20 protein-coding genes are annotated in these 22835 nt (G+C 72.5%); 8 read left to right on the top strand and 12 right to left on the bottom strand.

Features of this window, described 5'->3' with window-relative positions:
* The 5 genes from ACYVOM_RS01960 to ACYVOM_RS01940 all read right to left on the bottom strand — a co-directional run bounded on the left by ACYVOM_RS01960 (position 1) and on the right by ACYVOM_RS01940 (position 7304).
* Positions 1-1098 (bottom strand): glycosyltransferase family 2 protein, encoded by a 1098-nt coding sequence (locus ACYVOM_RS01960; RefSeq protein WP_460301438.1) that lies wholly within the window; start codon positions 1096-1098, stop codon positions 1-3.
* The gene (locus tag ACYVOM_RS01955; RefSeq protein ID WP_460301437.1) at positions 1095-2165 is read right to left on the bottom strand and encodes a GNAT family N-acetyltransferase; all 1071 of its coding nucleotides are present in this window, start codon (positions 2163-2165) and stop codon (positions 1095-1097) included. The genes ACYVOM_RS01960 and ACYVOM_RS01955 overlap by 4 nt, the downstream gene beginning before the upstream one ends.
* Complete coding sequence (locus ACYVOM_RS01950) at positions 2162-2992, bottom strand: glycosyltransferase family 2 protein (protein ID WP_460301436.1); 831 nt, start codon at positions 2990-2992, stop codon at positions 2162-2164. The genes ACYVOM_RS01955 and ACYVOM_RS01950 overlap by 4 nt, the downstream gene beginning before the upstream one ends.
* A gap of 488 nt (positions 2993-3480) precedes the next feature.
* Positions 3481-4242 (bottom strand): SWIM zinc finger family protein, encoded by a 762-nt coding sequence (locus tag ACYVOM_RS01945; protein WP_460301435.1) that lies wholly within the window; start codon positions 4240-4242, stop codon positions 3481-3483.
* The gene (locus ACYVOM_RS01940) at positions 4242-7304 is read right to left on the bottom strand and encodes an SNF2-related protein (protein ID WP_460301434.1); all 3063 of its coding nucleotides are present in this window, start codon (positions 7302-7304) and stop codon (positions 4242-4244) included. Before ACYVOM_RS01940 ends, ACYVOM_RS01945 begins: the two co-directional genes overlap by 1 nt.
* 176 nt (positions 7305-7480) lie before the next feature.
* Between ACYVOM_RS01940 and ACYVOM_RS01935 the strand changes: the two genes are divergently transcribed.
* From ACYVOM_RS01935 to ACYVOM_RS01915, 5 genes are all read left to right on the top strand, one after another.
* Positions 7481-8254: an SDR family NAD(P)-dependent oxidoreductase gene (locus ACYVOM_RS01935; RefSeq protein ID WP_460301433.1), complete on the top strand. Its 774-nt coding sequence runs from the start codon at positions 7481-7483 to the stop codon at positions 8252-8254.
* A gap of 179 nt (positions 8255-8433) precedes the next feature.
* Positions 8434-9366 (top strand): acyl-ACP desaturase, encoded by a 933-nt coding sequence (locus tag ACYVOM_RS01930; protein ID WP_460301432.1) that lies wholly within the window; start codon positions 8434-8436, stop codon positions 9364-9366.
* Between the two features lie 132 nt (positions 9367-9498).
* Entirely contained in the window at positions 9499-11403 is a 1905-nt protein-coding gene (locus tag ACYVOM_RS01925; protein ID WP_460301431.1) for a serine/threonine-protein kinase, read from the top strand.
* A 258-nt stretch (positions 11404-11661) separates the two neighbouring features.
* A complete protein-coding gene (locus ACYVOM_RS01920) occupies positions 11662-12441 on the top strand; it encodes an electron transfer flavoprotein subunit beta/FixA family protein (protein WP_460301430.1) in 780 nt (259 codons plus the stop codon).
* Between the two features lie 13 nt (positions 12442-12454).
* Complete coding sequence (locus ACYVOM_RS01915; protein WP_460301429.1) at positions 12455-13399, top strand: electron transfer flavoprotein subunit alpha/FixB family protein; 945 nt, start codon at positions 12455-12457, stop codon at positions 13397-13399.
* Positions 13400-13456: 57 nt separating this feature from the next.
* On the opposite strand, the gene ACYVOM_RS01910 is transcribed toward ACYVOM_RS01915, so the two are convergent.
* From ACYVOM_RS01910 to ACYVOM_RS01895, 4 genes are all read right to left on the bottom strand, one after another.
* A complete protein-coding gene (locus tag ACYVOM_RS01910; RefSeq protein WP_460301428.1) occupies positions 13457-14506 on the bottom strand; it encodes a J domain-containing protein in 1050 nt (349 codons plus the stop codon).
* Positions 14503-15231 (bottom strand): hypothetical protein, encoded by a 729-nt coding sequence (locus ACYVOM_RS01905; protein ID WP_460301427.1) that lies wholly within the window; start codon positions 15229-15231, stop codon positions 14503-14505. Before ACYVOM_RS01905 ends, ACYVOM_RS01910 begins: the two co-directional genes overlap by 4 nt.
* An 86-nt stretch (positions 15232-15317) precedes the next feature.
* Positions 15318-16496: an MFS transporter gene (locus ACYVOM_RS01900; protein WP_460301426.1), complete on the bottom strand. Its 1179-nt coding sequence runs from the start codon at positions 16494-16496 to the stop codon at positions 15318-15320.
* Between the two features lie 136 nt (positions 16497-16632).
* Positions 16633-17151 (bottom strand): TetR/AcrR family transcriptional regulator, encoded by a 519-nt coding sequence (locus ACYVOM_RS01895; protein ID WP_460301425.1) that lies wholly within the window; start codon positions 17149-17151, stop codon positions 16633-16635.
* 94 nt (positions 17152-17245) lie between these two features.
* On the opposite strand from ACYVOM_RS01895, the gene ACYVOM_RS01890 reads away from it, so the two are divergent.
* Positions 17246-18427: a cysteine desulfurase family protein gene (locus tag ACYVOM_RS01890; protein WP_460301424.1), complete on the top strand. Its 1182-nt coding sequence runs from the start codon at positions 17246-17248 to the stop codon at positions 18425-18427.
* Positions 18428-18454: 27 nt separating this feature from the next.
* Here the strand turns inward: ACYVOM_RS01890 and ACYVOM_RS01885 are convergent, their stop codons facing one another.
* The gene (locus ACYVOM_RS01885; RefSeq protein ID WP_460301423.1) at positions 18455-19468 is read right to left on the bottom strand and encodes a DUF695 domain-containing protein; all 1014 of its coding nucleotides are present in this window, start codon (positions 19466-19468) and stop codon (positions 18455-18457) included.
* 89 nt (positions 19469-19557) lie between these two features.
* Between ACYVOM_RS01885 and mnmA the strand changes: the two genes are divergently transcribed.
* Positions 19558-20637 (top strand): tRNA 2-thiouridine(34) synthase MnmA, encoded by a 1080-nt coding sequence (mnmA, locus tag ACYVOM_RS01880; protein WP_460301422.1) that lies wholly within the window; start codon positions 19558-19560, stop codon positions 20635-20637.
* Between the two features lie 78 nt (positions 20638-20715).
* Here the strand turns inward: mnmA and ACYVOM_RS01875 are convergent, their stop codons facing one another.
* Both ACYVOM_RS01875 and ACYVOM_RS01870 read right to left on the bottom strand, forming a co-directional pair.
* Positions 20716-21009 carry a SemiSWEET family sugar transporter gene (locus ACYVOM_RS01875; RefSeq protein WP_460301421.1) on the bottom strand — a complete coding sequence of 98 codons (294 nt, stop codon included), beginning with the start codon at positions 21007-21009 and terminating at the stop codon, positions 20716-20718.
* A 114-nt stretch (positions 21010-21123) separates the two neighbouring features.
* Positions 21124-21555 (bottom strand): hypothetical protein, encoded by a 432-nt coding sequence (locus tag ACYVOM_RS01870; protein WP_460301420.1) that lies wholly within the window; start codon positions 21553-21555, stop codon positions 21124-21126.
* A 225-nt stretch (positions 21556-21780) separates the two neighbouring features.
* Here ACYVOM_RS01870 and ACYVOM_RS01865 point away from each other — a divergent pair, with 225 nt between their 5' ends.
* On the top strand, positions 21781-22785 hold the full coding sequence (locus ACYVOM_RS01865) for a methionine synthase (protein ID WP_460301419.1): 1005 nt from the start codon (positions 21781-21783) through the stop codon (positions 22783-22785).
* The last annotated feature ends 50 nt before the right edge of the window (positions 22786-22835 follow it).

The following is a 22835-nucleotide window of genomic DNA, read 5'->3' as shown; positions in this document are numbered from 1 at the left end:
TCAGCCCCCCTTGCGGACGGCGCGCCGGCCCACCAGGTACCCGGTGGCGGTGAACCCGAGGCCCGCGGTGATGGCCGCGGCCCTGCCGAGCCCGGCGACGTCGCCGCGCGCCGCGTCGCCGACCCCGCGCAGGGCTCCCAGGGGAAGCGTCTTGAAGGCGTGCGCCCGCTCGTTCGACAGGCCGTCCTGGCTGCCGACCATCGAGGCCACGAGCGCCTTGGACAGGCCTTCGGCGTAGCAGCGCGAGCGGTAGTAGGCGAAGCGGGTGCGTTCCGCAGGGACCCGGTGCCAGATGACGGCCGCGGGCTCGAAGAGCTGGACGGCGTCCGGCCTGCGCTGGCCGAGGCGGATGCAGAACTCCGTCTCCTCGCAGCCGAGCGGCCGGTCGATGGCGTGGGTGCGGCCGATGTCGCTGGAGAACCCGCCCGCGACCTCGAACGCCTCCTTGCGGAACGAGGCGTTGCCGCCGAGGACGTTGCGGACGGGGCCGGGCAGCATGCCCCGGTACGTTCCGCCCACGGTCCATTCGAACTCATCCGGGAACCATCGCGGCCTTCGGCCCGTTTCGACGGTGAAGGCTTCTGCGGAGTCGGGGTGAAGATGGGGGTCTCCGGTCTGGATCCGCAGAAGCCTTCCCTTCTCCAGGTGCGTGCGCAGTTCCGTGGAGGCGGGCGAGCCCGGCCACAGCGAGAGCGTGCGCCCGCCCACGCCGAGGACCTTCGGGTCGGCCGCGTAGGCGGCGGCGAAGGCCTCCAGCCACCCGGGCGCGGCCACGGCGTCGTCGTCGAGGAAGGCCACCACGTCGCCTTCGGCCAGCGACACCCCGGTGTTCTTCCCGCCGGAGAGGCCGCGCGCCTCGGCGTTCTCGACCACGCGCACGTCCGGCAGCGTCTCGCTGAGCCGCCGGTACAGATCGGTGTTGTGGTCGACGGACAGGATGATCTCGTGGGCCGGGTGCCGCTGCCTGCGGACCGATTCCACGGCCGCCAGCACGTCCTCCCAGCGCCTGTCGGTGAAGGCGCAGATCACCACCGAGACGCGGATCCCGCAAGGCCCGCGGCCTGCGCTCTGGCCGGGTTCCCGGCCGGTGTCAGTCATGCCGACCGTCCCCGCAGTTTGGCGTAGCCCTTCAGTACCCGGTCGGCCTGCCGGTAGAACTTCGGATTGTCCAGCGCCCTGTCGCGCAGCCGGTTCAGCGGCACGTGCCGAACCCAGTGCAGGGCCGCTCCCGCCGACGGACGGGCCACCCGGCCTTCGGCGATGGGGATCTCGCGGCTCTTCAGCCACTCCTTGAACTCCTTGCCGCCCCGGCCCATCCAGATCTCGTCGAGGCCGGATCCGGACGCGCCCTCCGCCAGCCGCAGATGGCCGATCATCCCGGGCGAGTAGCGCGCGAACCCGGTGTCGTAGGCGGGGAACCAGCCCGCCATCGACGCCCCGTCCCGCAGGCCGAAGTGCATCGAGACGGGACGATCCCCGGCGCGCAGCACGCTCAGCACGCCGAAGCCCGTCTCGTGGAAGTGCCGCATGAGGGAGACGATCCAGGGCCGGGTGAACCTGTCGGTGCGCCCGGTCCGCTGGTACTGGGCGGACTTCCAGCGCATGAGCAGGCGCAGGTCGTCCGGCTCGGCGGAGGCGAAGTCGTAGGACAGCTCGCCCACCTCCCGGCCGAGCTTGCGCTCCTTGTAGCGGATCGTCTTGTGCGTCTTGGGGGCCATCGCCCGGGCCTCGGCCTCCCACGCGGGGAAGCCGGCGGCCAGGTCGATGATGGGCTCGACCCGCACCACCTGGTGGTAGGGGGCGAACATGCGCTGTCCGGCGATGAGGTGGTCGAAGTCCCACACCCCGAGCCCGCAGGCGCGCAGCAGTTCGCCCGCGGGAAGGTCGAGGGCGGGGTCGGCGACGATGCCCTGGAGGTCGGTCAGGCCGAACCCCACCGGGTGGCCGACGCCGCCCCGGTGGCGTTCGAACGGGAAGAAGGCGGCGACCCCCGCGCCGTCTTCGACGACCGCCACCCGCACGTCGTCCCGGAACCGCGCGACGCCCAGGACGAATTCCGGGGCGAGGAACGGGTTGCCCAGCGCCGGGTCCGTTCCGCGCAGTTCGCGCCATCGGCGCACCTCCGGCTCGCCCAGCTCGGAGGGTCGGACGACGTGCGTCCTCATTTGGCCCTCGCCGCCGCCAGACTGCCGACGGAGACCGGCTCGAAAGTCGGATTCAGGTGGGAATTGTCGAGTTTGCCGGCGAACCGGAGCTTGAACATCGTCTTCAGCACCCGCCAACCATCCCGGAAGGTGTTGAGGTTCGACTCGCCGAATCGCCGGTGGGACTCATGACTGGCCACTTCGGCCACCTTGAGCCCGGCCCGGACCGCGTTGACGCAGATCTCGGTCTCGATCTCGAAGCCCGTCGACTGGAGTTGGAGCTTCTCGACCACGTTGCGGCGCATCGCGACGTACCCGTAGCACAGGTCGGTCCACTTCTGGCCGTACAGGATGTTGGCGGTGCGGGTGAGCCAGAGGTTGCCCTTGTCGCGCAGCCAGGTGAGGTCGTCGGAGCCGCCGCCGCAGTTGTAGCGGGAGCCCTTCACGAACTCGAAGCCCCGGCAGAGCAGGGACAGGAAGCTGTCGAACTCGGCCGGGTCCATGGACCCGTCCGCGTCGAGCATGATGATGACCTCGCTCGTGGCGGCGGCCATCCCGGTGCGCATCGCGGTGCCCTTCCCCGTCGGGGGCTCCACGATGATGACCGCGTCGGGCCGCAGCAGCCGGGTGATCTCCACGGTGCCGTCCGTCGATTCCCCGTCGACGATGACGACCTCGTCCACCGCGGTCAGTCGCGGCAGCAGCCATCGGAGATTGTCGGCCTCATTGAGAGTAGGGATCACGGCGGTGACCGTGGGCCATTGGGTCCGCCGCCTGGACAGGTCCAGCCGGTTGCGCCGGGCGGTCTGCGACAGCATCGCCGGCCCGAGGGAGTGCTGGGTGTTCATGAGGGCCCCCGTGCGGAGTGGGTATCTGCTCTTGTTTGATGTAGGCCACCCTCATGATGTTCAGATGTACGCGGAAGGCCATCCGTTAGGTGACGCCGCCATCCTACGACCAGCGGGTCGATGCGGACAGTCAGGGGTCCACTACAACGAGTTGGTAGCCTTCGGCGTTATGGAAATGGTCGGTTGATGGTGGTATGCCTAGGACATTTCGGACGGCCCGTGGCGTCTGACTCGTCATTCGAATGGGCCTCGGCCTAGCGCACGCGAAGATCGGCACCGTGCATTCCCGCAGGAACCGGTATATGACGCCGAGGACAGATCTTCGTATTGATCTTGAAAACGTCCGGAGATTCTTGAACGCACAGGTGTATCCGCGTGCGAAAAGTCGACCACGTCCGGATCTGGTCGCTTTGTTGATAATTCCCGAGTTGTAGGTTCTCGGTGGATCTTGTAGGGGTTTGTCGGCGCCACTCGGGTGCGCGGGAACCTCAGTCGCCCAGCGCGCGGTACACCGGCGCAAGGACCTCGGTGAGCTTGCGCCGCCGCACCCGCACCTCGGGCGGGTCGAGGAGGGTCAGCAGGAGGTCCGAAGGAGCGGGCGGCGCGCTCTGGCGCTCGCGCAGCGCGGCGAGGCCCGCGGGCGGCGTCCAGAAGCCCTCGGCGGACAGCGGCGGGCCCTCCGGCTCGCGCGCCGCGGCCGCCGCCGGACGGCGGCGCAGCGCCGTGCGCAGCTCCTCGGGGGTCCTGCCGTTCCAGGCCGGGATGAGGAACGGATCGTCGTCGAACGCCTCGGCCAGCATCGCCAGCGCGGCGAGCGCGTGGTCGCAGGCGCCGCCCCAGTCCGGGCAGTCGCACATGACGTGCAGATCCTCGGCCGACTCGGGGAACAGCGGCACGCCGCAGTCGGCGAAGACCCGCTCGACCTCGCGCGGCAGCTCCCCGCCGAGGATCCGCGCCCGGACGACCGAGCGCCGCGCCAGCTCGCCCTCGATCTCCTCCCAGCCCTCGATCTCCGGCAGCCCGAGGGTCACCTGGTAGGGCTCCTCGCGCGATCCCTGCACCAGGCCCGTCACCTCGTACGCGCGCACGTCGAGCCGCAGCACGCGGTCGCGGGCGGCCACCCCGCGGGCGAGCGCGGCGGTGCCGAGGAAGCCCGCCAGCGCGGTGAGGAACAGGCGCGACCAGTGGGAGTCCGCCGGGGAGGCCGTCTCGCGCGGGGTCACCTTGCGGACGCGGATCGGGGCCGCCATCAGCCGCCCACCGCGTCCGGCGAGAGCGCGAGCACCTCGCGCAGCTCGGCGACCGACAGCTCGCCCAGCCAGTCCTCGCCCGTGCCGACGACGGCCTCGGCCAGCGCCTTCTTGCGTTCGATCATCTCGTCGACGCGCTCCTCCATCGTCCCGGCGCACACGAACTTGCGGACCTGGACGTCGCGGGTCTGGCCGATGCGGAACGCCCGGTCCGTCGCCTGGTCCTCGACCGCGGGGTTCCACCACCGGTCGAAGTGCACGACGTGGTTGGCCGCCGTCAGCGTCAGCCCCGTGCCCGCCGCCTTGAGCGACAGCAGGAACACCGAAGGCCCGGACCCGCCCTGGAACCGCTGGACCATCGCGTCGCGCTGGTCGCGCGTGGTGCCGCCGTGCAGCCACAGCACCGGGCGGTCGAGGCGCGCCTCCAGGTACGGCTGGAGCATCGTGCCGAACTCGGCGTACTGCGTGAACACCAGGACCTTCTCACCCGCTTCGAGGATCTGCCCGCACAGCTCCTCCAGCCGGTCCAGCTTGCCGGACCTGCCCTCGAGGCGGGAGCCGTCCTTCAGCAGCAGCGCCGGATGGTCGCAGACCTGCTTCAGCCGCGCCATCGTGGCCAGCACGAGCCCGCGCCGCTTGCGCGGGTCGGCTTCGGCGATCCGCTCCAGCATGTCCTCGACCGTCGCCTGGTAGAGGGACGCCTGTTCGACCGTCAGGGTGCAGTAGACCTTCATCTCCTGCTTCTCCGGCAGATCGGAGATGATCGACCTGTCGGTCTTGAGGCGGCGCAGGATGAACGGCCGCGTCGCCCGCTGGAGCGCCGCCGCGGCGGCCTCGTCGCCCTCGGCCTCGATCGGGGCCGCGAACCGCTCGCGGAACGCCTGCTTGGGGCCGAGCAGCCCCGGATTGGCGAACTCCATCACCGACCACAGCTCGCCGAGATGGTTCTCCACCGGGGTGCCGGTCAGCGCGATCCTGCTCGGCGCGGGGATGGCCCGCAGCGCCTTGGCCTGCCGTGTGGAGCTGTTCTTCAGCGCCTGCGCCTCGTCGCACACGATCCGCGCCCAGGGGACGGCGGACAGGGCGTCGGCGTCGCGCATGGCCGTGCCGTAGGTGGTGAGGACGAGATCGGCGGCCCCCGCCGCGGCGGCGAGCTTCGCGGCGTCCTTGTGCCGGGCCGCGCCGTGGTGCACGTGGACCCGCAGCTTCGGCGCGAACCGCGCGGCCTCGCGCTTCCAGTTGCCGACCAGCGACATCGGCACCACCGCGAGGGTCGGCTCCCGCTTTCCGGCCTCGACCGACCGCACCAGATGGGACAGCACCGTCAGCGTCTTGCCGAGGCCCATGTCGTCGGCCAGCAGCGCGCCCAGGCCGAGGTCCTCCATGAACGCCAGCCACGCGAGGCCCCGCTCCTGGTAGGGGCGGAGCGTCGCGACGATGCCCTCGGGCGTCGGGACCGGCGCGATGCGGCGGTCGGCCTCACCGGACAGCAGGTCGCCGAGCGCGCCTTCGGCCTCGACCGCCACCAGCGGCAGCGACTGCTCGCCCGCGTGGATGACCGCGCGCACGACCTGGCCCGCGGTCATCGCGCCCGAGCCGCCGTGCCGCAGGAAGTCCAGCGCGGTGTCCAACTGCTCGGGGTCGAGCTCCACCCAGCGGCCGCGCAGCCTGACCAGCGGGGTCTTCAGCCGGGCCAGCTCGGCGAGGTCGTCCTCGGCGAGGGTCTCCTCCCCGACGGCCAGCTCCCACCGGAACTCCACGAGGTCGCCCAGCCCGAACCCGGACTTCGCCGACGCGCCGTCCGGGTTCTCCTCGGCGGGGTCGGCGGTGCGCAGCTTCAGCCCGAGCCGCTCCCGGCCCGCCCACGTCGGCAGCAGGACGCCGAACCCGGCGGCGGCCAGCAGCGGCGCCGCGCCCTTGAGGAACCGGAACGCGCCGGCGACGTCCAGCGGCAGCTCGGCCGGGACGGGCGAGTCCAGCGCGCCGGACAGATCGGGGAAGACGCGCAGGGCGCGGCCGAGCCCCGCCATCAACGTCTCCTCGGCGCCTTCGAGGAACGCGTCGCCCTCCCAGATCCGCGCGGCGGGCACGAGAAGGCTCGGATCCTCGGTGCCCTGCACGAGGAACTCCACCCGCCACGGCCGCGCGTCGACCACCGGGACCTCCTCGGCGAAGAGGGTCTCGGCGGGCTTCTCCGGCTCCAGAGGCTCGGCCGCCGGCTCGACGAGCCGGAACGTCAGCCGCAGCAGCCCTTCGGCGGGCCGCGCGGCGCGCAGCCAGGAGTCGAGTTCGGCGCGCAGCTCGGCAGGATCGTCGCCGGGCTCGCGCACGACGAGCCCGGACGGCCCCGTCAGCGCCTCGGTCCAGCGTTCGGCGAGCGGGATCCGCTCGGGCGCCTTGCCGGTGCGGGCAGGCAGCAGCGGGTGCGGGGCGCTCGCCCGCACCGCGGTGTCGACCAGGCCGTCCAGCGCCTCGCCGAGCACCCGGGCGGCCGGGCCGCCCGGCACCGCGGCACGGCAGGCGGCGGGCATCGCCGCGGCGAGCCGCGCGAGGCGGCCCGGATCGGCGACCGCGCGCCAGTGCGCCACGAGCTCGCGGTCCTCCTCGCGCAGCGCGGGCAGCACCCTGCCGCGCCGCGCCAGCTCCAGCGCGTCCTCGGCGACGACGGCGAGGAACCGCAGATCGCTCCCGGCCACGAGCCCGCGCTCGACGGGGCCGTCCGCACCCTCGTCGGCTTCCGCGTGCCAGAACGGTGCGTTCAGCACGCCCATCGCCGCGAACGGATCGAGCACCAGCGCGGGCACCTTCCACACCGCGAGCTCCGGCGACTCCGCCGCCGCGGCGACCCCCAGCTCGCCCGACGCCAGCGGTGCGCCCCCAGCGCTCGGCAGCAGCATCTCCAGCATGACGCGCGCGGCGCCCCGCACCTGCCCCTCCAGGGCGGTCCCCGCGAACTCCCGCGTCGCGAACGGGTGCACGCCGGAATCGGCGGCGCGCCTCCCGTCGTGCTCGGCCCACAGGCACAGCGCCCCGCCATGCCACACCCCGTGCGCCACCAGCATGCCCGCGAAGCTACCAGCGGCATCCGACAGAACCCGCCGGGGACGGGACCTGCGGGAACAGAACCAGCCGGGGGACAGAACCGGTTCGGAGCGGACCGGCCGCGGAAACGAGACCGGCCGGCAAGAAGGGGCCGGGGTCTGTGCGGGGAGCCCACCGGGGCTTAGGGTGCGGCTCCATGTGGCGGACGGCGATGGTGACGGGGGCGTCGAGCGGGATCGGGGAGAGCTTCGCGCGGCGGCTCGCCGGGCGCGGGGTGGGCCTGGTGCTGGTCGCGCGGCGGGGCGAGGTGCTGGAGCGGCTGGCCGCCGAGCTGGGCGGGGCTGAGGTCCTGCCCGCCGACCTGACCCGGCCCGACGACCTGGCGCGCGTGTGCGCGCGGGCGTCCGAGGTGGACCTGCTCGTGAACAACGCGGGCTTCGGCGCGTTCGGGGCGTTCGCCGACCTGCCCGCCGACGACGCCAGAAGACAGGTCGCGCTCAACGTGACCGCCCTCATGGAGCTGACCCATGCCGCGCTCGGCGGGATGGCCGCGCGGGGGAGCGGCGGCATCCTGAACGTCGCCTCCGTGGCCGCCTACGCGCCGTCGCCCGGCAGCGCCGTGTACGGGGCGTCCAAGGCGTTCGTCGCGTCGTTCACCGAGAGCCTGCACGTGGAGGCCAAGGCCGCGGGCGTCCACGTGACGGCGCTGTGCCCCGGCTTCACCCGGACCGAGGACGACGCGCCGACCGGCCTCGTGTGGCTCGCGCGGGAGAAGGTGGCCGCCGAGGGACTGGCCGCCGTCGCGCGGGGCAAGGACAGGTGCGTACCCGGCGCGCAGTACCGCGCGCTGCTCCCCGTTCTCGCGCTGGCGCCCGCCGCGCTGCGCCGGGCCGGATCCGGCGCGCTGTGGAGGCGGCTTCTCAAGGCCGAGGGGCACCAAGACTTGGCCCAGGGGCACCAAGACTTGTGAGCTACCCCCAAAGCCTGCCCGGAGGAGTTGTAGCCGTCGCTCATATCGGTGCGGGGCCCGCCGCCCTAGCATGGTGAACCGTCGTCATCCGACGCTGTCGTCGGGGCGCCCGGCGCGAGGGCGTCCGGGCCCGGGGTCCCAGCCCTGGCCGATCAACAGAGATCCGGAAAGGTCCAGGTATGCCGGAAGCTATTGACATCAAGGTGCTGAACGAGCTCGAACCGGTCGTGGAAGGGGAGCTGAACCGGCACCTGTCGATGGCCAAGGAATGGTTCCCGCACGAGTACGTGCCGTGGGGCAAAGGCCGCGACTTCGCGTTCCTCGGCGGCGAGGACTGGGTGCCCGAGGACTCCAAGGTCAGCGACGCGGCCCGCGAGGCCCTCCTGGTCAACCTGCTGACCGAGGACAACCTCCCCGGCTACCACGCGACGATCGGCCGCATCATGGGCCGCGAGGGCGCCTGGGGCCAGTGGGTCAACCGCTGGACCGCCGAGGAGAACCGGCACGGCATCGTCATCCGCGACTTCCTCACGGTGACCCGGGCGATCGACCCGGTGTTGCTGGAGCGCGCCCGGATGCAGCACATGGAGATCGGCTACGAGCCCGACCACGGCGACAAGGTGCTGCACGGCATCGCCTACGTCTCCTTCCAGGAGCTCGCCACCCGCGTCTCGCACCGCAACACCGGCAGGGCCTCCGGCGACGAGCTCTGTGAGCAGATGATGCAGCGCGTCGCGGCCGACGAGAACCTGCACATGATCTTCTACCGCAACGTCATCTCGGCGGGCTTCGAGGTGGCGCCGAACGAGGCCATGCGGGCCGTCGTCGACGTCGTCAAGGGCTTCCAGATGCCCGGCTACACGATCGACGGCTTCCTGCGCAAGTCCGTCGCGATCGCCAACGCCGGCATCTACGACCTCCGCCTGCACCACGACGAGGTCATCATGCCCGTCCTGCGCAAGTGGAACGTCTTCGGCATCGAGGGCCTCGACGGCGAGGGCGAGAAGGCCCGCGAGGAGCTCGCCGAGTTCATGGCCGGCCTCGACGCCGCCGCCACCAAGTTCGAGGAGCGCCGCGAGGCCCGCCGCGCCCGCATCGCCGCGCGCGGCTGACGACCCGCTCCGCAGACCGGAATCGTCGCGGACGCAACCAAAGGCCCCGGCCCTTCGTCTCATCTGGAGACGGGTGCCGGGGCCTCGTCCGTCCGCCCCGGCCGTGATGTTCCGGGGGTAGGGTTGGCCGCGATGAGCCAGCAAGGCCGAAGCGATCGGAGTAGCGCCACGTCCGGGGACAGCATCGGCCCGTACCGGCTCGCCGAGGTGCTCGGCGAGGGCGGTATGGGAGTCGTGCGCCGGGGAACCGACCCGGCCGGGCGGGCCGTGGCCGTCAAGCTGCTGCGCGGCGCCTCCGACGAGACCGCGCTGCGCCGGCTGGCCCGCGAGGTCGACACGATGCGGCGCGTGCGCAGCCCGTTCGTCGCCCAGATCATCGACGCGGACGTGACCCACGAGCCGCCCTACATCGTCACCCAGTACGTCTCCGGCAAGACCCTCGAACAGACGATCGACGACTCCGGGCCGCTGTCGGGGCTCGCGCTCAAGCGGCTGGCATGGGGCCTGGCGGAGGCGCTCGCGGCGATCCACGCCTCGGGGATCGTGCACCGCGACCTCAAGCCCGGCAACGTCATGTTCGCCGAGAACGGCGATCCGATCCTCATCGACTTCGGCATCGCCCAGCCGGTCGACGCCACCCGGCTGACCTCGGCCGGCATGGTCATCGGCACGCCCGGCTACCTCGCGCCCGAGCTGCTGAGCGGCGAGGACTTCCGGGCGCCCGCCGACGTCCACGCCTGGGCCGGCACGGTCATCTACGCGGCCACCGGGCGCCCGCCGTTCGGCAACGGGACCTTCGAGCAGATCTTCGCGAAGATCATCCAGGGCACGCCCGATCTCGACGGGGTGCCCGCGCCGCTGCTGCCGCTGCTGCGCAGCGCGATGGCGCAGCACCCGGCCGAGCGCCCCACCGCCAAGCACATCGCGAGCCTGGCGGAGCGGATCGACCTCGAGATGACGATGTTCGACCAGACGCTCATGGACGACCGCTCGGCGCACCGCAGCCATCGGCCGCCGGTGCCGCCGCTGCCCGTCTCGCCGCCGCCGGAGATGCGGGAGATCCCGCGCCGGCCGCCGACCGACGCGAGGATGGCGCAGCCGAGCGACTTCGTCGGGCAGCTTCCCCCGGTCGCGCCGCCCCCCGAGCCGCTGGGCGAGACCCGGAGGTTCACCGGGGTCAACCCGTACGAGGCCTACGACCCGTACGCGACGAGCGACGACCGGCCGTACGCGCCGCCGCCTCCGCCGTCGTCCTTGTACGGCCCTCCGTCCGCGCAGGGCCGCCAGAACCCGTACCCGCCGCCCGCGCAGCCGTACCAGCCCCAGCAGCCCCAGCAGCCCTACCAGCCCCAGGGGCAGCCCCAGCGGGGCGGCGGCGACCAGGGGTACGAGACCCGGCCCGACCGGGGCGGGGAGCGGGCCGGACGGCCCGACGAGCCGAAGCCCTTCGGCCTCTACCGGCTGCTCGGCTTCCTGCTGCTCGTCGGCGTCCTGGCGCTGGCGTGGGCGGTCCCGTCGACGGCCCTCGTGGTCGCGTTCGTCGCGGCGACCCTGCTGCGGGCGGGCGACAAGGCCGCCAAGGGCACCGAGTCGCGCCAGGTCAGGCGCGGCGAGCGGGACTCCGATCTCGCCGGCACGCTCCTGCGCACCCCGCTGCACCTGCCGAGCACGCTGATCGGCACCGCCGTGATCACGCTGGCGAACCTGCTGCTCGGCATGCTGCTCGCCACCGCGCTCGTGGTGGCCGGGCAGCCGGGCAACACCGCGGTGACGGTCGGGGTGGTCCTCGCCGTGCTCCTGCAGTTCTGGGGGATGGGCGGCACCGGCACGCGGCGTCAGCTCGCCCGGATCTGGGCCGGGGTCCTGCCGCGCCGCGAGCCCGCGCTGATCGCGGTGCTGTGCGTGGGTGCGGCGGTCGCCGTGCTCGCCCTCATGGTCTACGACAACCCGCCCGATCCCGGTGCCTTCGCGTCGTTCGCGACCTGGCTGGAGGACACCTGGCACACCGTCAAGGGCTGGGTCGGGGACATCGCCTAGCGCCCGGCGCGTCCCGCGGACCGGCAAGATCCGCGGGCGGTCCCGCGCACACGTTAGTGTGATCCTCGCCACGTGTGCGCCCGAGATCCCCTGCACGGGGCCCCCAAGGTGTCGGGTGCGTGCTACCGGTGAGTAACATCGGGGTACGGTCTGACTGACCCCCGGATCCGAAGCACGTTCGGGCGTTTGGCAGGCTGTAGCCAACAAAGGATTCAGTCAGCCCCAGAGATGAAGTTGCAGGGAGGTCGGCCAGCGGCCATGAACATCGTCGTATGCGTGAAGCAGGTTCCCGACACGGAGAGCCCGCGTAAGTTGAAGTCCGATGACAACACCCTCGACCGCGCTGCAGCGGACGGCGTCATCAACGAACTCTGCGAGTACGCCATCGAGGAGGCGCTGCTCATCAAGGAGGCGCACGGCGGCGAGGTGACGGTCCTGACCATGGGTCCGGACAAGGCCACCGAGTCGATCCGCAAGGCCCTCGCCATGGGCGCCGACAAGGCGATCCACCTGGTCGACGACGCGCTCGTCGGGTCCGACGCGCTGCAGACCTCCTACGCGCTGCAGCAGCTCATCAGCCGCGCCGACGCCGACCTGGTGATCCTGGGCTCGGAGTCCACCGACGCCCGCACCGGCGTCCTGGGCGCGATGCTGTCCGAGCGCCTCGGCTGGCCGCAGCTCACCCTGGCCAACAAGGTCGAGATCGCCGGCACCGCGGTCACCGTCCAGCGGCAGACCGACACCGGCTTCGACAAGGTCGAGGCGTCGCTGCCCGCGGTCATCTCCGTCGTGGAGAAGATCAACGAGCCGCGCTACCCGTCCTTCAAGGGCATCATGGCGGCCAAGAAGAAGCCGGTCGAGTCCCTGTCCATCGCGGACGCGGGCATCGACGCGGGCCAGGTCGGCGTCGCGAACGCCTACTCCGCCGTGGTCGACCACGCCGACGCGCCCGCGCGCGCCAAGGGCGAGATCGTCGGCGACGAGGGTGACGGCGGCGTGAAGATCGCCGACTTCCTCGCCAGCAAGAAGTTCGTGTAAGGGGAGTAGGGACATGGCAGAGATTCTGGTCCTCGTCGACCACGCGGGTGGCGAGGTCAAGAAGGTCACCTTCGAGCTCCTGACCCTCGCTCGCTCCCTGGGCGAGGCTTCCGCGGTCTGGATCGGTCCGGGCTACGAGGGCGCGGCCGACAAGATCGCCGAGTACGGCCCGGCCAAGGTCTACGTGGCCGCCGACGCCGAACTCGACGACTACGTCGTGGCGCCCAAGGTCGAGGTGCTCCAGCAGCTCGCGGCCGGCGCCGGCGCCGTCCTCGTCCCGGCCACGGCCGAGGGCAAGGAGATCGCGGGCCGCCTGGCGATCCGCCTCGACTCCGGCGTCCTCACCGACGTCGTGGGCGTGACCGGCGACCTGGTCGCCGAGCACTCCATCTTCGGTGGCGGGGTCATCGCGCACGCCAAGGTCACCAAGGGCACCCCGATCATCGCGGTCCGCCCGAACGCGATCGCCCTGGCGGCCGCGCCCGGCAGCCCGGCCGTCGAGCAGGTCTCGGTGGCCCTGTCGGACGCCGCCAAGGCCGCGAAGATCACCGACCGGGTCGTGCAGGAGAAGGGCGAGCGCCCCGACCTGACCGAGGCGTCGATCGTCGTCTCCGGTGGCCGTGGTGTCGGCAACGCCGAGAACTTCAAGGTCATCGAGGGTCTGGCCGACAGCCTCGGCGCGGCCGTCGGCGCCTCGCGCGCCGCGACCGACGCCGGCTGGTACCCGCACCAGTTCCAGGTCGGCCAGACCGGCAAGACGGTCTCGCCGCAGCTCTACATCGCCGCCGGCATCTCCGGCGCGATCCAGCACCGAGCGGGCATGCAGACGTCCAAGACGATCATCGCGATCAACAAGGACCCTGAGGCCCCGATCTTCGAGCTCGTCGACTACGGCGTGGTCGGCGACCTGTTCCAGGTCGTGCCGCAGCTCACCGAGGAGATCGCCAAGCGCAAGTAAGCGCTCGGTTCCTCGACCGAACGCCCCCGGCCACACCGGCCGGGGGCGTTCGGCGTCTCACGACCCGCGCTTGAGCACCCCGGTCCAGGTGGGCCGGTCGCAAGCGGCGTCCGGGCAGTACTTGATGCCGAGGCGGCGCGAGTCGTCGAGCAGGACGCGGATCCGGGAGTCGCCGCAGTCCCCGCCGGTCGAGTCCTCCCACAGCGAGGCCGCGAGTTCGCCGTTGTCGCCGACCGTCAGCGTGCCCTTGCACTTGTGGCCGGGGTAGGAGGTCGTGCCGCCTTCGGCGGTGAGCACGAGCCTCACCTTCCACGGGTCCTCGCCCTTGTCGGCGGGCTTGATGGTGCCGGTCCAGGTGCCGCGCAGGGCGGCGGGGACCTCCGGGACGGGCTCTGCGCGGGAGACCAGGTCCACGAGGGGGCTGAGGAAGCAGGGGCAGAAGAAGAACAGGGCCAGCACGCCCAGCACGATCTTGCGCGGGGTGCTCAGCCGGTGCTTCACCCGGTACGGCGCCCCGTGATGCGGGGGCGGGGGATACGCGGGCGGAGGGTACGGGGGCCGGGGATATGCGGGCGGGGGATATGCGGGCTGGGCATAGGGAGGCGGCGGATACGGCGGAGGAGGGTAGTGCGGCGGCGGCTGCTCCTGCGACCAGGCGGAGGGGACCGCGTCGTCCCAGGGGTCGTCGAGATCGTCCCAGGGGTCTTCGTACGGGTCGTCATAAGGGTCGTCGGAGAGGTCCTGCTCCGGGGTGCTCCCGGTGGGGGAGGCATCCGCCCACGGGTCGTCGGGCGCTTCGGCCGGGGCGCCGTAGGCCGCGCCGGCCCATGGATCGGAGTCCGGCGGCTCCCAGGGGTCCCGCGTGCCGTCGTCGTCCTCCGCCGTCCGCCACCTGTCGTAGGAGGCCCGGTCGGTGAGGAGCACGTCGCGCGCGGCGTTGATCAGCACGGTGCGCTCGCGCGCGGCGGGGTCGTCTCCGTTGCGGTCCGGATGGTGCGCGAAGACGAGGCTGCGGTGCGCCGCCTGGACCTCTTTGTCCGTGGCGTCGGGAGAGAGCCCGAGAACGGCGTAGGCGTCGTGGCCCTGGAGCGCGCCGAAGGCGGTCACGCGCCTACGCGGCGCACGACGTCGGCCCGGTAGCAGCGCAGGGACCAGTGCGCCGTGGCATCGGTGTGCCCGACCGGGATGATCTTGCTCCCGGCCGCCACCGTCACGTGCCGGGCTCCGGCGAGGACGAGGACGAACACGTCGAGGTGGTGCTCGAAGCCCTGGTAGTACCAGTCGCAGTAGGAGACGGGAGAGCCGTCCGTGAAAGGCGTCTGGAGGAGGACCTGGGCCTTCTCGGGGAGGTTGCCCAGCACGCCGCGGGCCGCGGCCGTCAGGCCGGAGGGCGCGGAGCCCGCGCCCGGACCGCCGAAGCCCGGCGCGCCGCCCGAGGGGCCGCTGGAGGCCGCGGGCCGGTGGTCGACGTCGAGGTGGCGGACCGGCCCGAGATGGTAGGACGACAGCGCGTACACCGGCCGGTGCTCGCCGTCGAGCCGGGGCCGGGCGACGCACAGGGCCGAGTCCCCGAAGACCGCGGCGAGGGGCCTGCGGTCGGGGTCGGAGGCGTCATCGGCGGCGAACCAGGCGATGGTCCGGCCGGCGGTCTCCTCCAGCCTCGCGCGGACCTTCGGGCCGAGCGCGTTCCAGCACTCGTCGCGCAGGCGCGTCCCGCCGAGACCCAGCTGCTCGGCCCTGTGCGTGGGGGCTCCGGGGCCGGTCGGCGCCGGCACCGACCGCCTGGCCGGCGTCACCTGGTTCTCGCCGGGGCCTATCGGGCGCAGGTTCAACGGCGGGGCCTCCGGTCCTTCGGGGGGTGTGAGGAGTTCCGCTGAGAATCTTGCCAAGACGGGCGCGTCCGCGTCCACCGGCCCGGTCAGGCCGGCTGGAGTTCGCGGTCGGTCTGGGCGATGTCGGAGGCCTCGCGCAGCGGGATGCGGCGGGTGGCCAGGACGATCGCGACGGACAGCAGCAGGACGACGGTCATGGCGGCGCGGACCGAGGTCGACTCGCCGATGCCGCCGATCACGACGGGGCCGAGGAGGAGGCCGCCGTAGCCCATGGCGCCGACCTGGGCGACGGAGGCCGCCGAGCTGCCGGGCGCGGCGGTTCCGGCGAGCGAGATCATCGTCGGGACGATCACGCTCACCGCGAGGCCGGTGAGGAAGAACCCGGACAAGGCGAGGCCGACGTTCGGCGAGAGCAGCACCACGACCATGCCGAGGAAGGTCCCGCTTCCGGCGATGGTGAGCAGGCCGCGGCTGCCGAACCGCACCCGCGCCCGGTCGCCGACGAGCCTGCCGAGCAGCATCGCGGCCTCGAACGCCGGGTAGGCGAGGGCGGCGACGGCCTGGGCGGCGCCGAGGTCGTCGTGCAGGAGCAGCCCGCTCCAGTCCGCGACCGCGCCCTCGGCCATGAACGCCAGGAACGTGACCGCGCCGATCAGGTAGACGACGCCGGGCAGGCGGCGGCGTCCCCGGGCGGCCGCGGCGGCGGCTTCGGCGGGCGGGTCGGGCAGGTAGGTGCGGCCGAGTGCCAGCGCCGGAGGCAGCGCCACGAGGCCGACGGCCAGCACCGCGGCGCCGAACGACCAGCCGAGCGCCGCCGTGCCCGCGCCCAGCAGGCCGCCGGTCATCGCGCCGACGCACCAGCCCGCGTGCATCCGGTTCATCATCGGCCGGCGCTCCGCCCGCTCGACGACCGAGCCCTGGGCGTTCATGGACACGTCGGTGAGGCCGAACGCCACGCCGAACAGGGCGACCGCGGCGAGCAGCGTGCCGAAGTCCGGCGCGAGCCCGAGCAGCGCGACGGACGCCGCGGTGGCGGGGGTGGACACCCGCAGGACCGCGCGGCTGCCCGCGCGGGAGATGAAGGACCGCAGTCCCTGCATGGCGACGATCGCGGCGAGGCCCCACACCAGCAGGACGACGCCGACCGAGCCCGCGCCGAGACCGAACGTGTCCTTCAGCGCGGGCATCCGGGTGACCCACACCCCCGAGAGCAGCCCGGCGAGCGCGAAGGTCAAGAACGTGCCCCAGCGGGCGCGGAACAGCATGATGCACACTCCAGGCAAGACGCGAAGAACAAGACGAGAGGGAACAGACGAGGGAGAAGGTGAGGTGGGGGGGACCCGGGAAAGCGCGACCGGGATCACCCGGACGCGCTGGAAGAGGGAAGGGGAGGCCGCCGGTTTAAAGGAGGTCGAGCATCTTTCGTCGCAGCGCGGCGAACTGCTCGGCGGAGTACCCGCCGGGGTCCTGCGCGGAGACCTCCCACAGGCCCTCGGCCGCCAGCCGGACGACGGAGGCCGCGACCGGGTCGGGCTCCTCGGCGGGGTCGCGGTGGTGCCAGCGGTGCATGGCCTCGGCGAGCGGGGTCCGCAGTTCGGCGGAACAGGCGGCGGCGGTGATCGCGGCCCAGCGGCGCGTGGTGCGCACCCCTTCGGGGGCGGCGAGGATCGCGAAACTGGCCTCGACGAACCCGCGGGTGTAGGAGCCTTCGCGTTCGGCGTGCTCGGCGACGAGCGCGTCGAACTCGTCGATGACGCGGCCGACGAGAGCCCCGATCAGGGCCTCTTTGGTCGCGAAGTGGTAGAGCAGCCCTCCCTTGCTGACGGCGGCGCGCTCGGCGACCGCGTTCAGCGTCAGCGCCTGGCTGCCGTGCTCGCCGAGCACGGCCTCCGCGGCGTCGAGAAGGGCCTCGCGTTTCATACCGGCTACTGTACCGTCCGGACGGTACAGTAGGCAAATGCGGGTCCCCCCGACGGCGGATAGGATGGGGCGAACTGGAGGAAGGAAGCCCCCGTTGGTTCTCGGAGATCGCGCGGCGTACGCAGAACACGCGGCGTACCTGGACCACGCGGCCACCGCGCCGATGCTCCCCGAGGCCGTCGCCGCGATGAGCGAGCAGCTCGGCCGGGTGGGCAACCCCTCCTCCCTGCACGCCGCGGGCCGCCGTGCCCGTCGGGTCGTCGAGGAGTCCCGCGAGATCATCGCCGAGGCGTTCCAGGCCCGGCCGTCCGAGGTGATCTTCACCAGCGGCGGCACCGAGGCCGACAACCTCGCCGTCAAGGGCCTGTACTGGCAGCGCCGCGACCTCGGCCACCGCAGGGTGATCACCAGCGCGATCGAGCACCACGCGGTCCTCGACGCCGTGCACTGGCTCGCCGAGCACGAAGCGGCCGAAGTCGTCCACCTCCCCGTCGACGGCCTCGGCCGCGTCGCCCCCGCCGACCTGGAGGCCGCCCTCACCGACGACACCGCCCTGGTCACCGTCATGTGGGCCAACAACGAGGTCGGCACCATCCAGCCCGTCGCCGAACTCGCCGCGCTCGCGCGTGCCCGCGGGGTCCCCTTCCACTCCGACGCCGTCCAGGCCGCCCCGTTCCTGCCGGTCTCCCTCGCCGAGGGCGCCGACACGCTGACCGTCAGCGCGCACAAGCTCGGCGGCCCGCTCGGCGTGGGCGCGCTGCTGCTGGCCAAGGGCGTCGATCCGACCCCGGTGCTGCACGGCGGCGGCCAGGAGCGCGACGTGCGCTCGGGCACTCTCGACACCCCGGCGATCGCCGGATTCGCCGCGGCGGTGCAGACCGCCGTCGCCCGGCGCGACGAGACGGTGCGGCGCGTCGCCGCGCTGCGCGACCTGCTCGTGGAGCTGGTGCGGGCCGAGGTCCCCGACGCGGTGCTGAACGGCGATCCCGTCGGCAGGCTCGCGGGCAACGCCCACTTCTCCTTCCCCGGCTGCGAGGGCGACGCCCTGCTCATGCTGCTCGACGCCCGGGGCGTCTCGTGCTCCACCGGCTCGGCCTGCTCGGCCGGGATCGCCCAGCCGAGCCACGTGCTGCTGGCCATGGGGATGAGCTCGGAGCAGGCGCGCGGCAGCCTGCGGTTCTCCCTCGGCCACGGCTCCACCGAAGACGAGGTCAGGGCGCTCGCCGCGGTGATCGGCCCCGTCGTCGAACGGGCCCGCCGCGCCGGCCTCACCTGAGGCGCCGAGCAGGGCGGGCCGGAGTCTTCAGAGGCGGTAGGGCTGGACCGTCCGCCAGGCCGGGTCCTGCCGGGACTCGATCTTGCCCTTGCCCTCCGGCCAGGCGGCGGCGATCTGGTCGAGTTCGGCGACCACCGCGGAGTCGGGGTCGGCGTACAGGTGGAAGACGCGCAGGCCGTCACCGGTCTCGCGCAGGAACAGCACCGCGCCGGCCAGCTCCTCGATCCGCTCCTGCACCTCGCGCAGCGCCTGCGACGACGGCGCCACGGGCAGCCGGTCCGGTCCGGAGTTCGCGTACGGGAGCGAAAGGCTCACGTGCAGGTCGGACAGCGGGTGGTCCTGGCGGTGCAGCGGGAACCTGACGGTGATCTGGGCGGGATGTCCTCTCGGGGTGCGGCCTTCGCCCTTCAGCCACGCCCCTTCCTTAAAAGGCTCGGCTATCTGCTCCACCACCGAGGCCAGGAGGTTCGGTGGCAGCGCGTCCATCGGCGCCTCGATCGCGATGGTCACGTCCCCGATCCAGCGGGCCACGTCGTCCTCGCCGAGCGCCCACACCAGCACCGTCCGGGCGACCTGGAGCTGGGTGTCCTCGTCCACGAACAGGAAGTCGGGGTGGTAGGCGGCGATGTCGATGCGCGCCCGCGCCTGGTCGACCCGCATGCCCAGCTTGACGTAGGAGAGGTCGAACTCATGGTCGCCGAGGGCGAGCTTGGTGCCCAGCGCCTCGGGGTCGGCCTGGCGGGCGGCGTGGAAGGCCCAGCGGTCGCGCCGCGGCCTTCCCTTGCGCCAGCGCTCGGCCAGGCCACGCAGCTCGTCCTCGCCCTGCCCGCTGACGGTGAAGGAGGGCGCGCCGGGGTCGATCTCCCACACGAGGTCCGGGTGGATCCGATGGACCAGCAGAGTGATCTCCTCGTGCAGGTCGGTCGGCAGGGTCTCGCCCGCCGCCGCGATCCGCTCGCGCAGCTCAGGCCACCGCTCCCAGAACTCGGCGATGGCCGCTGCCGCCGGGGAGTTGTCGCGTGAACGCTTGAAGATGCCCATATCGCCGCCCATGCTAAGGCCTTCTCAGGGGAGGGTGCCTCCCGCTCGGCAGGTAAACCGGTGGACGGCGCCGATATCCTGGGAACACCATGACTCTTCGCGTGCTCGCCGCCATGTCCGGCGGCGTCGACTCCGCAGTAGCGGCGGCCCGTGCCGCCGAGGCCGGCCATGACGTGACCGGCGTCCACATGGCGCTGTCGGCCAACCCCCAGTCCTACCGGACGGGGGCCCGCGGCTGCTGCACCGTCGAGGACTCCCGTGACGCCCGCCGTGCCGCCGACGTGATCGGCATCCCCTTCTACATCTGGGACATGGCCGAGCGGTTCGCCTCCGACGTCGTCGACGACTTCGTCGCCGAGTACGCCGCGGGCCGCACCCCGAACCCGTGCCTGCGCTGCAACGAGAAGATCAAGTTCGCCGCGCTGCTGGACCGTGCGCTGGCGCTGGGCTTCGACGCGGTCTGCACCGGCCACTACGCCCAGGTGTCGGACGGCGTGCTGAGCCGGGGCGTCGACGAGGGCAAGGACCAGTCCTATGTCCTCGCGGTCTGCACCCGCGAGCAGTTGCGGCACGCGATGTTCCCGCTCGGCGACACCACCAAGACCGAGATCCGGGCCGAGGCGGCCCGGCGCGACCTCCTCGTCGCCGACAAGCCCGACAGCCACGACATCTGCTTCATCGCCGACGGCGACACCCGGGGCTTCCTCGCGGCCCGGCTCGGCGCGGCCAAGGGCCCGATCGTGGACGATGAGTCCGGCGAGGTCGTCGGCGAGCACGAGGGCGCGTACGGCTTCACCGTCGGGCAGCGCAAGGGCCTGCGGATCGGCACTCCGGCCCCGGACGGCAAGCCCCGGTACGTCCTGGACATCTCGCCGGTGACCAACACCGTGCGGGTGGGCCCGCGCGAGGCCCTCGACGTCACCGAGATCGTCGCGGACAGGATCATCGGCCTCGACGGGCCGCTGCCGGAGCGCTGCGCGGTCCAGTTGCGCGCGCACGGCGAGGTCTACCCGTGCGAGCCCTCCCGGGAGGGCGACGAGCTGCGGCTGCGGCTGCTGGAGCCGGCCCGCGGGGTCGCGCCGGGCCAGGCCGCGGTGCTGTACGCGGGGGAGACGGTCCTCGGCTCGGCCACGATCGTCTCGGCGGCGCGGGTCGCGGCGGTCTCCTGAGAGCCCCCGTACGGGGCGGACCGGGCGTGTCTGCGCGTCCGGTCCGCGTCTCGCGGCGGGGATGGGGGAAGGCGGGGCTCAGGAGCCCGTGAGGGTGTCGGCCGAGGGCTCGGCGACGTCGGGACGCGCGGTCTCGCGGGACTTCATGCCGGCGATGGCCGTGATGAACAGCAGGGTGATGCCGTTGGCCGCGATCAGGGCGAGGTCCGCGCTCATCAGGCCGTAGGCGAGCCAGAGCGCGATGCCCGAGCCGAGCAGTGCCAGGTAGGTCCAGGAGATGTCGTCGGTGGAACGGGTGCGCCAGGATCGCAGTAGCTGGGGAAGCCAGCAGCCCGTGGTCAGTGCTCCGGCGAGCAGTCCGAGGCTCGTCATTGCCCGCAACTCCCTTCATCGGTCTTGTCCAGTGTTGGGACCGTTCCAGGAGAGTAACCCGCGTCACATTCACATGTCCGGCATAAGGCAGGATACGGACATGGGAACTCCTGGTTACGGGGCTATTACGGGAGGGGAAGCCGTCCCGGTCGGAGCGGCCGACGCGACAGCCTTCTGGCCCAGGACCAGCGCCGCCTCCAGGACGGGCACGAGCTTCCCTCCGTCGCCGAAGCTCTGCTGGTCCGCGGAGCTCTGCACGGCCACCCGGACGATGAAATGCTCACCTGGCGCCGCCGCGATGCCCGTCGCCGGGTCGTAGACGCCGTCCTCGCCCGCGCCCACCCCGATCAGGGACACCCGCCCCTTCTCCACGTAGCCGTAGACCTCCCACAGATCCAGGCTCGAGTTCGCGTCGTACCTGCTGATGTAGGAAATGACGAGCACTACCGCCTGCTTGCCTTTGCCGGCCGTGAACCGGGCCCCGTGCGTGCCGCCCGCGGTGCCGGAATCGCACACGAAGGACTTGGCGTCCAGGGTGTCCTTCACAAGGTCGGCCGGGATGCCCGCACAGACATCGGGGGTCGGGAGCGGCGCGGAGTCGAGCCGTCCGGTGGGCGTATAGCCTCCGCACGCCGCCGCCAGGAGGAGACAGACCGCCGTGGGAAAGGCCCTCAGGGCTCTGCGAGGGGCCGAGCCTGGCCGGGGGGCGCGCATGCCGACGCAGAATAGGGCACGGGACGGGGCCCACGCTAAGGGCGGCACAATGGGCGGGTGAGTTTCCCCTGGCCCGAGGCGAGCGCGACCGGTGTCGGCTCCTACCCGGGCACCGACGCCGGCGAGGTCGCCAAGATCGCGTTCGGCGAGCTGCCGCTGCCCCATCTGCCCGAACTGCCCGAGCGCGGACCGGGGGCCGACATGATCGGCCGCTCGGCCGGACTGCTGGTCGAACTGCCCGTCCACCTCCAGCCGTCGGGGTGGCGGTTCGCCGACCGCCCCGGCCTCGACCTGCGGCGCGCCCACGACCTCATGAAGCGGGACCTCGACCTCCTGGAGGAGCAGGCCTCGCCACTGGCCCGCGACGGGGGATCGATCAAGATCCAGGTGTGCGGGCCGTGGACCCTCGCCGCGTCGATCGAGCTGCGGTCCGGCGCGCGGGCCCTGCGCGACGCCGGAGCCGTCCGCGACCTCACCGAGTCGCTCGCCGAAGGGGTCGCCCGGCACGTCGCCGAGGTGCGCCGCCGCGTTCCCGGGGCCGAGGTCCTGCTCCAGGTGGACGAGCCCGCGCTGCCCGCCGTGCTCTCCGGGCGGGTCCCGACCGCGAGCGGCTTCCGCACCCTGCGCTCGATCCCCGCGCCCAACGCCCAGGAGGGCCTGCGTGTCGTCCTGGAGGCCTCCGACGCCTTCCCGATCGTGCACTGCTGCGCCGCGAACGTCCCGTTCGGCGTGCTGCTCGGCGCGGGGGCCAAGGCCCTGTCCGTCGAGGTCTCGGCGATCCCCGCGCGAGACGACGACGTGATCGGCGAGGCGATCGAGAGCGGGATCGGGTTCCTCTTCGGGGTCGTGCCCGGCGTGGACGCCAGGTTGCCGGAACCGGCCAGGTCCGTCGCGCCCGTCCGCGAGCTGTGGCGGCGCTTCGGCTTCCCCGCGGAGGAGATCGCGCGCCAGGTCGTGGTGACCCCGGCCTGCGGAATGGCCGGAGCTTCTTCCAGATATGTCCGACAGGCGCTCGCGCACTGCGTCAAGGCCGCGAAGTCGCTGGCCGACACCCCCGAGTGACCGGCGGAAACTGTCAGAGGGGGGCGGGAAGATAGGGGTGCGGGCGCGGT

The sequence above is a fragment of the Actinocorallia aurea genome (assembly GCF_054783995.1).
Note: the sequence above shows the minus strand (reverse complement) of the source record. Positions and strands in the feature narration are given on the sequence as shown.

Bases quoted from the DNA above. Each gene is read 5' to 3' on its own strand.
- ACYVOM_RS01935 (WP_460301433.1), top strand. From the start codon at position 7,481: ATGTGGCGGACGGCGATGGTGACGGGGGCGTCGAGCGGGATCGGGGAG.
- mnmA (WP_460301422.1), top strand. From the start codon at position 19,558: ATGACTCTTCGCGTGCTCGCCGCCATGTCCGGCGGCGTCGACTCCGCA.
- ACYVOM_RS01950 (WP_460301436.1), bottom strand. From the start codon at position 2,992: ATGAACACCCAGCACTCCCTCGGGCCGGCGATGCTGTCGCAGACCGCC.
- ACYVOM_RS01925 (WP_460301431.1), top strand. From the start codon at position 9,499: ATGAGCCAGCAAGGCCGAAGCGATCGGAGTAGCGCCACGTCCGGGGAC.
- ACYVOM_RS01895 (WP_460301425.1), bottom strand. From the start codon at position 17,151: ATGAAACGCGAGGCCCTTCTCGACGCCGCGGAGGCCGTGCTCGGCGAG.
- ACYVOM_RS01915 (WP_460301429.1), top strand. From the start codon at position 12,455: ATGGCAGAGATTCTGGTCCTCGTCGACCACGCGGGTGGCGAGGTCAAG.
- ACYVOM_RS01945 (WP_460301435.1), bottom strand. From the start codon at position 4,242: ATGGCGGCCCCGATCCGCGTCCGCAAGGTGACCCCGCGCGAGACGGCC.
- ACYVOM_RS01885 (WP_460301423.1), bottom strand. From the start codon at position 19,468: ATGGGCATCTTCAAGCGTTCACGCGACAACTCCCCGGCGGCAGCGGCC.
- ACYVOM_RS01900 (WP_460301426.1), bottom strand. From the start codon at position 16,496: ATGCTGTTCCGCGCCCGCTGGGGCACGTTCTTGACCTTCGCGCTCGCC.
- ACYVOM_RS01960 (WP_460301438.1), bottom strand. From the start codon at position 1,098: ATGACTGACACCGGCCGGGAACCCGGCCAGAGCGCAGGCCGCGGGCCT.
- ACYVOM_RS01920 (WP_460301430.1), top strand. From the start codon at position 11,662: ATGAACATCGTCGTATGCGTGAAGCAGGTTCCCGACACGGAGAGCCCG.
- ACYVOM_RS01930 (WP_460301432.1), top strand. From the start codon at position 8,434: ATGCCGGAAGCTATTGACATCAAGGTGCTGAACGAGCTCGAACCGGTC.
- ACYVOM_RS01940 (WP_460301434.1), bottom strand. From the start codon at position 7,304: ATGCTGGTGGCGCACGGGGTGTGGCATGGCGGGGCGCTGTGCCTGTGG.
- ACYVOM_RS01955 (WP_460301437.1), bottom strand. From the start codon at position 2,165: ATGAGGACGCACGTCGTCCGACCCTCCGAGCTGGGCGAGCCGGAGGTG.
- ACYVOM_RS01875 (WP_460301421.1), bottom strand. From the start codon at position 21,009: ATGACGAGCCTCGGACTGCTCGCCGGAGCACTGACCACGGGCTGCTGG.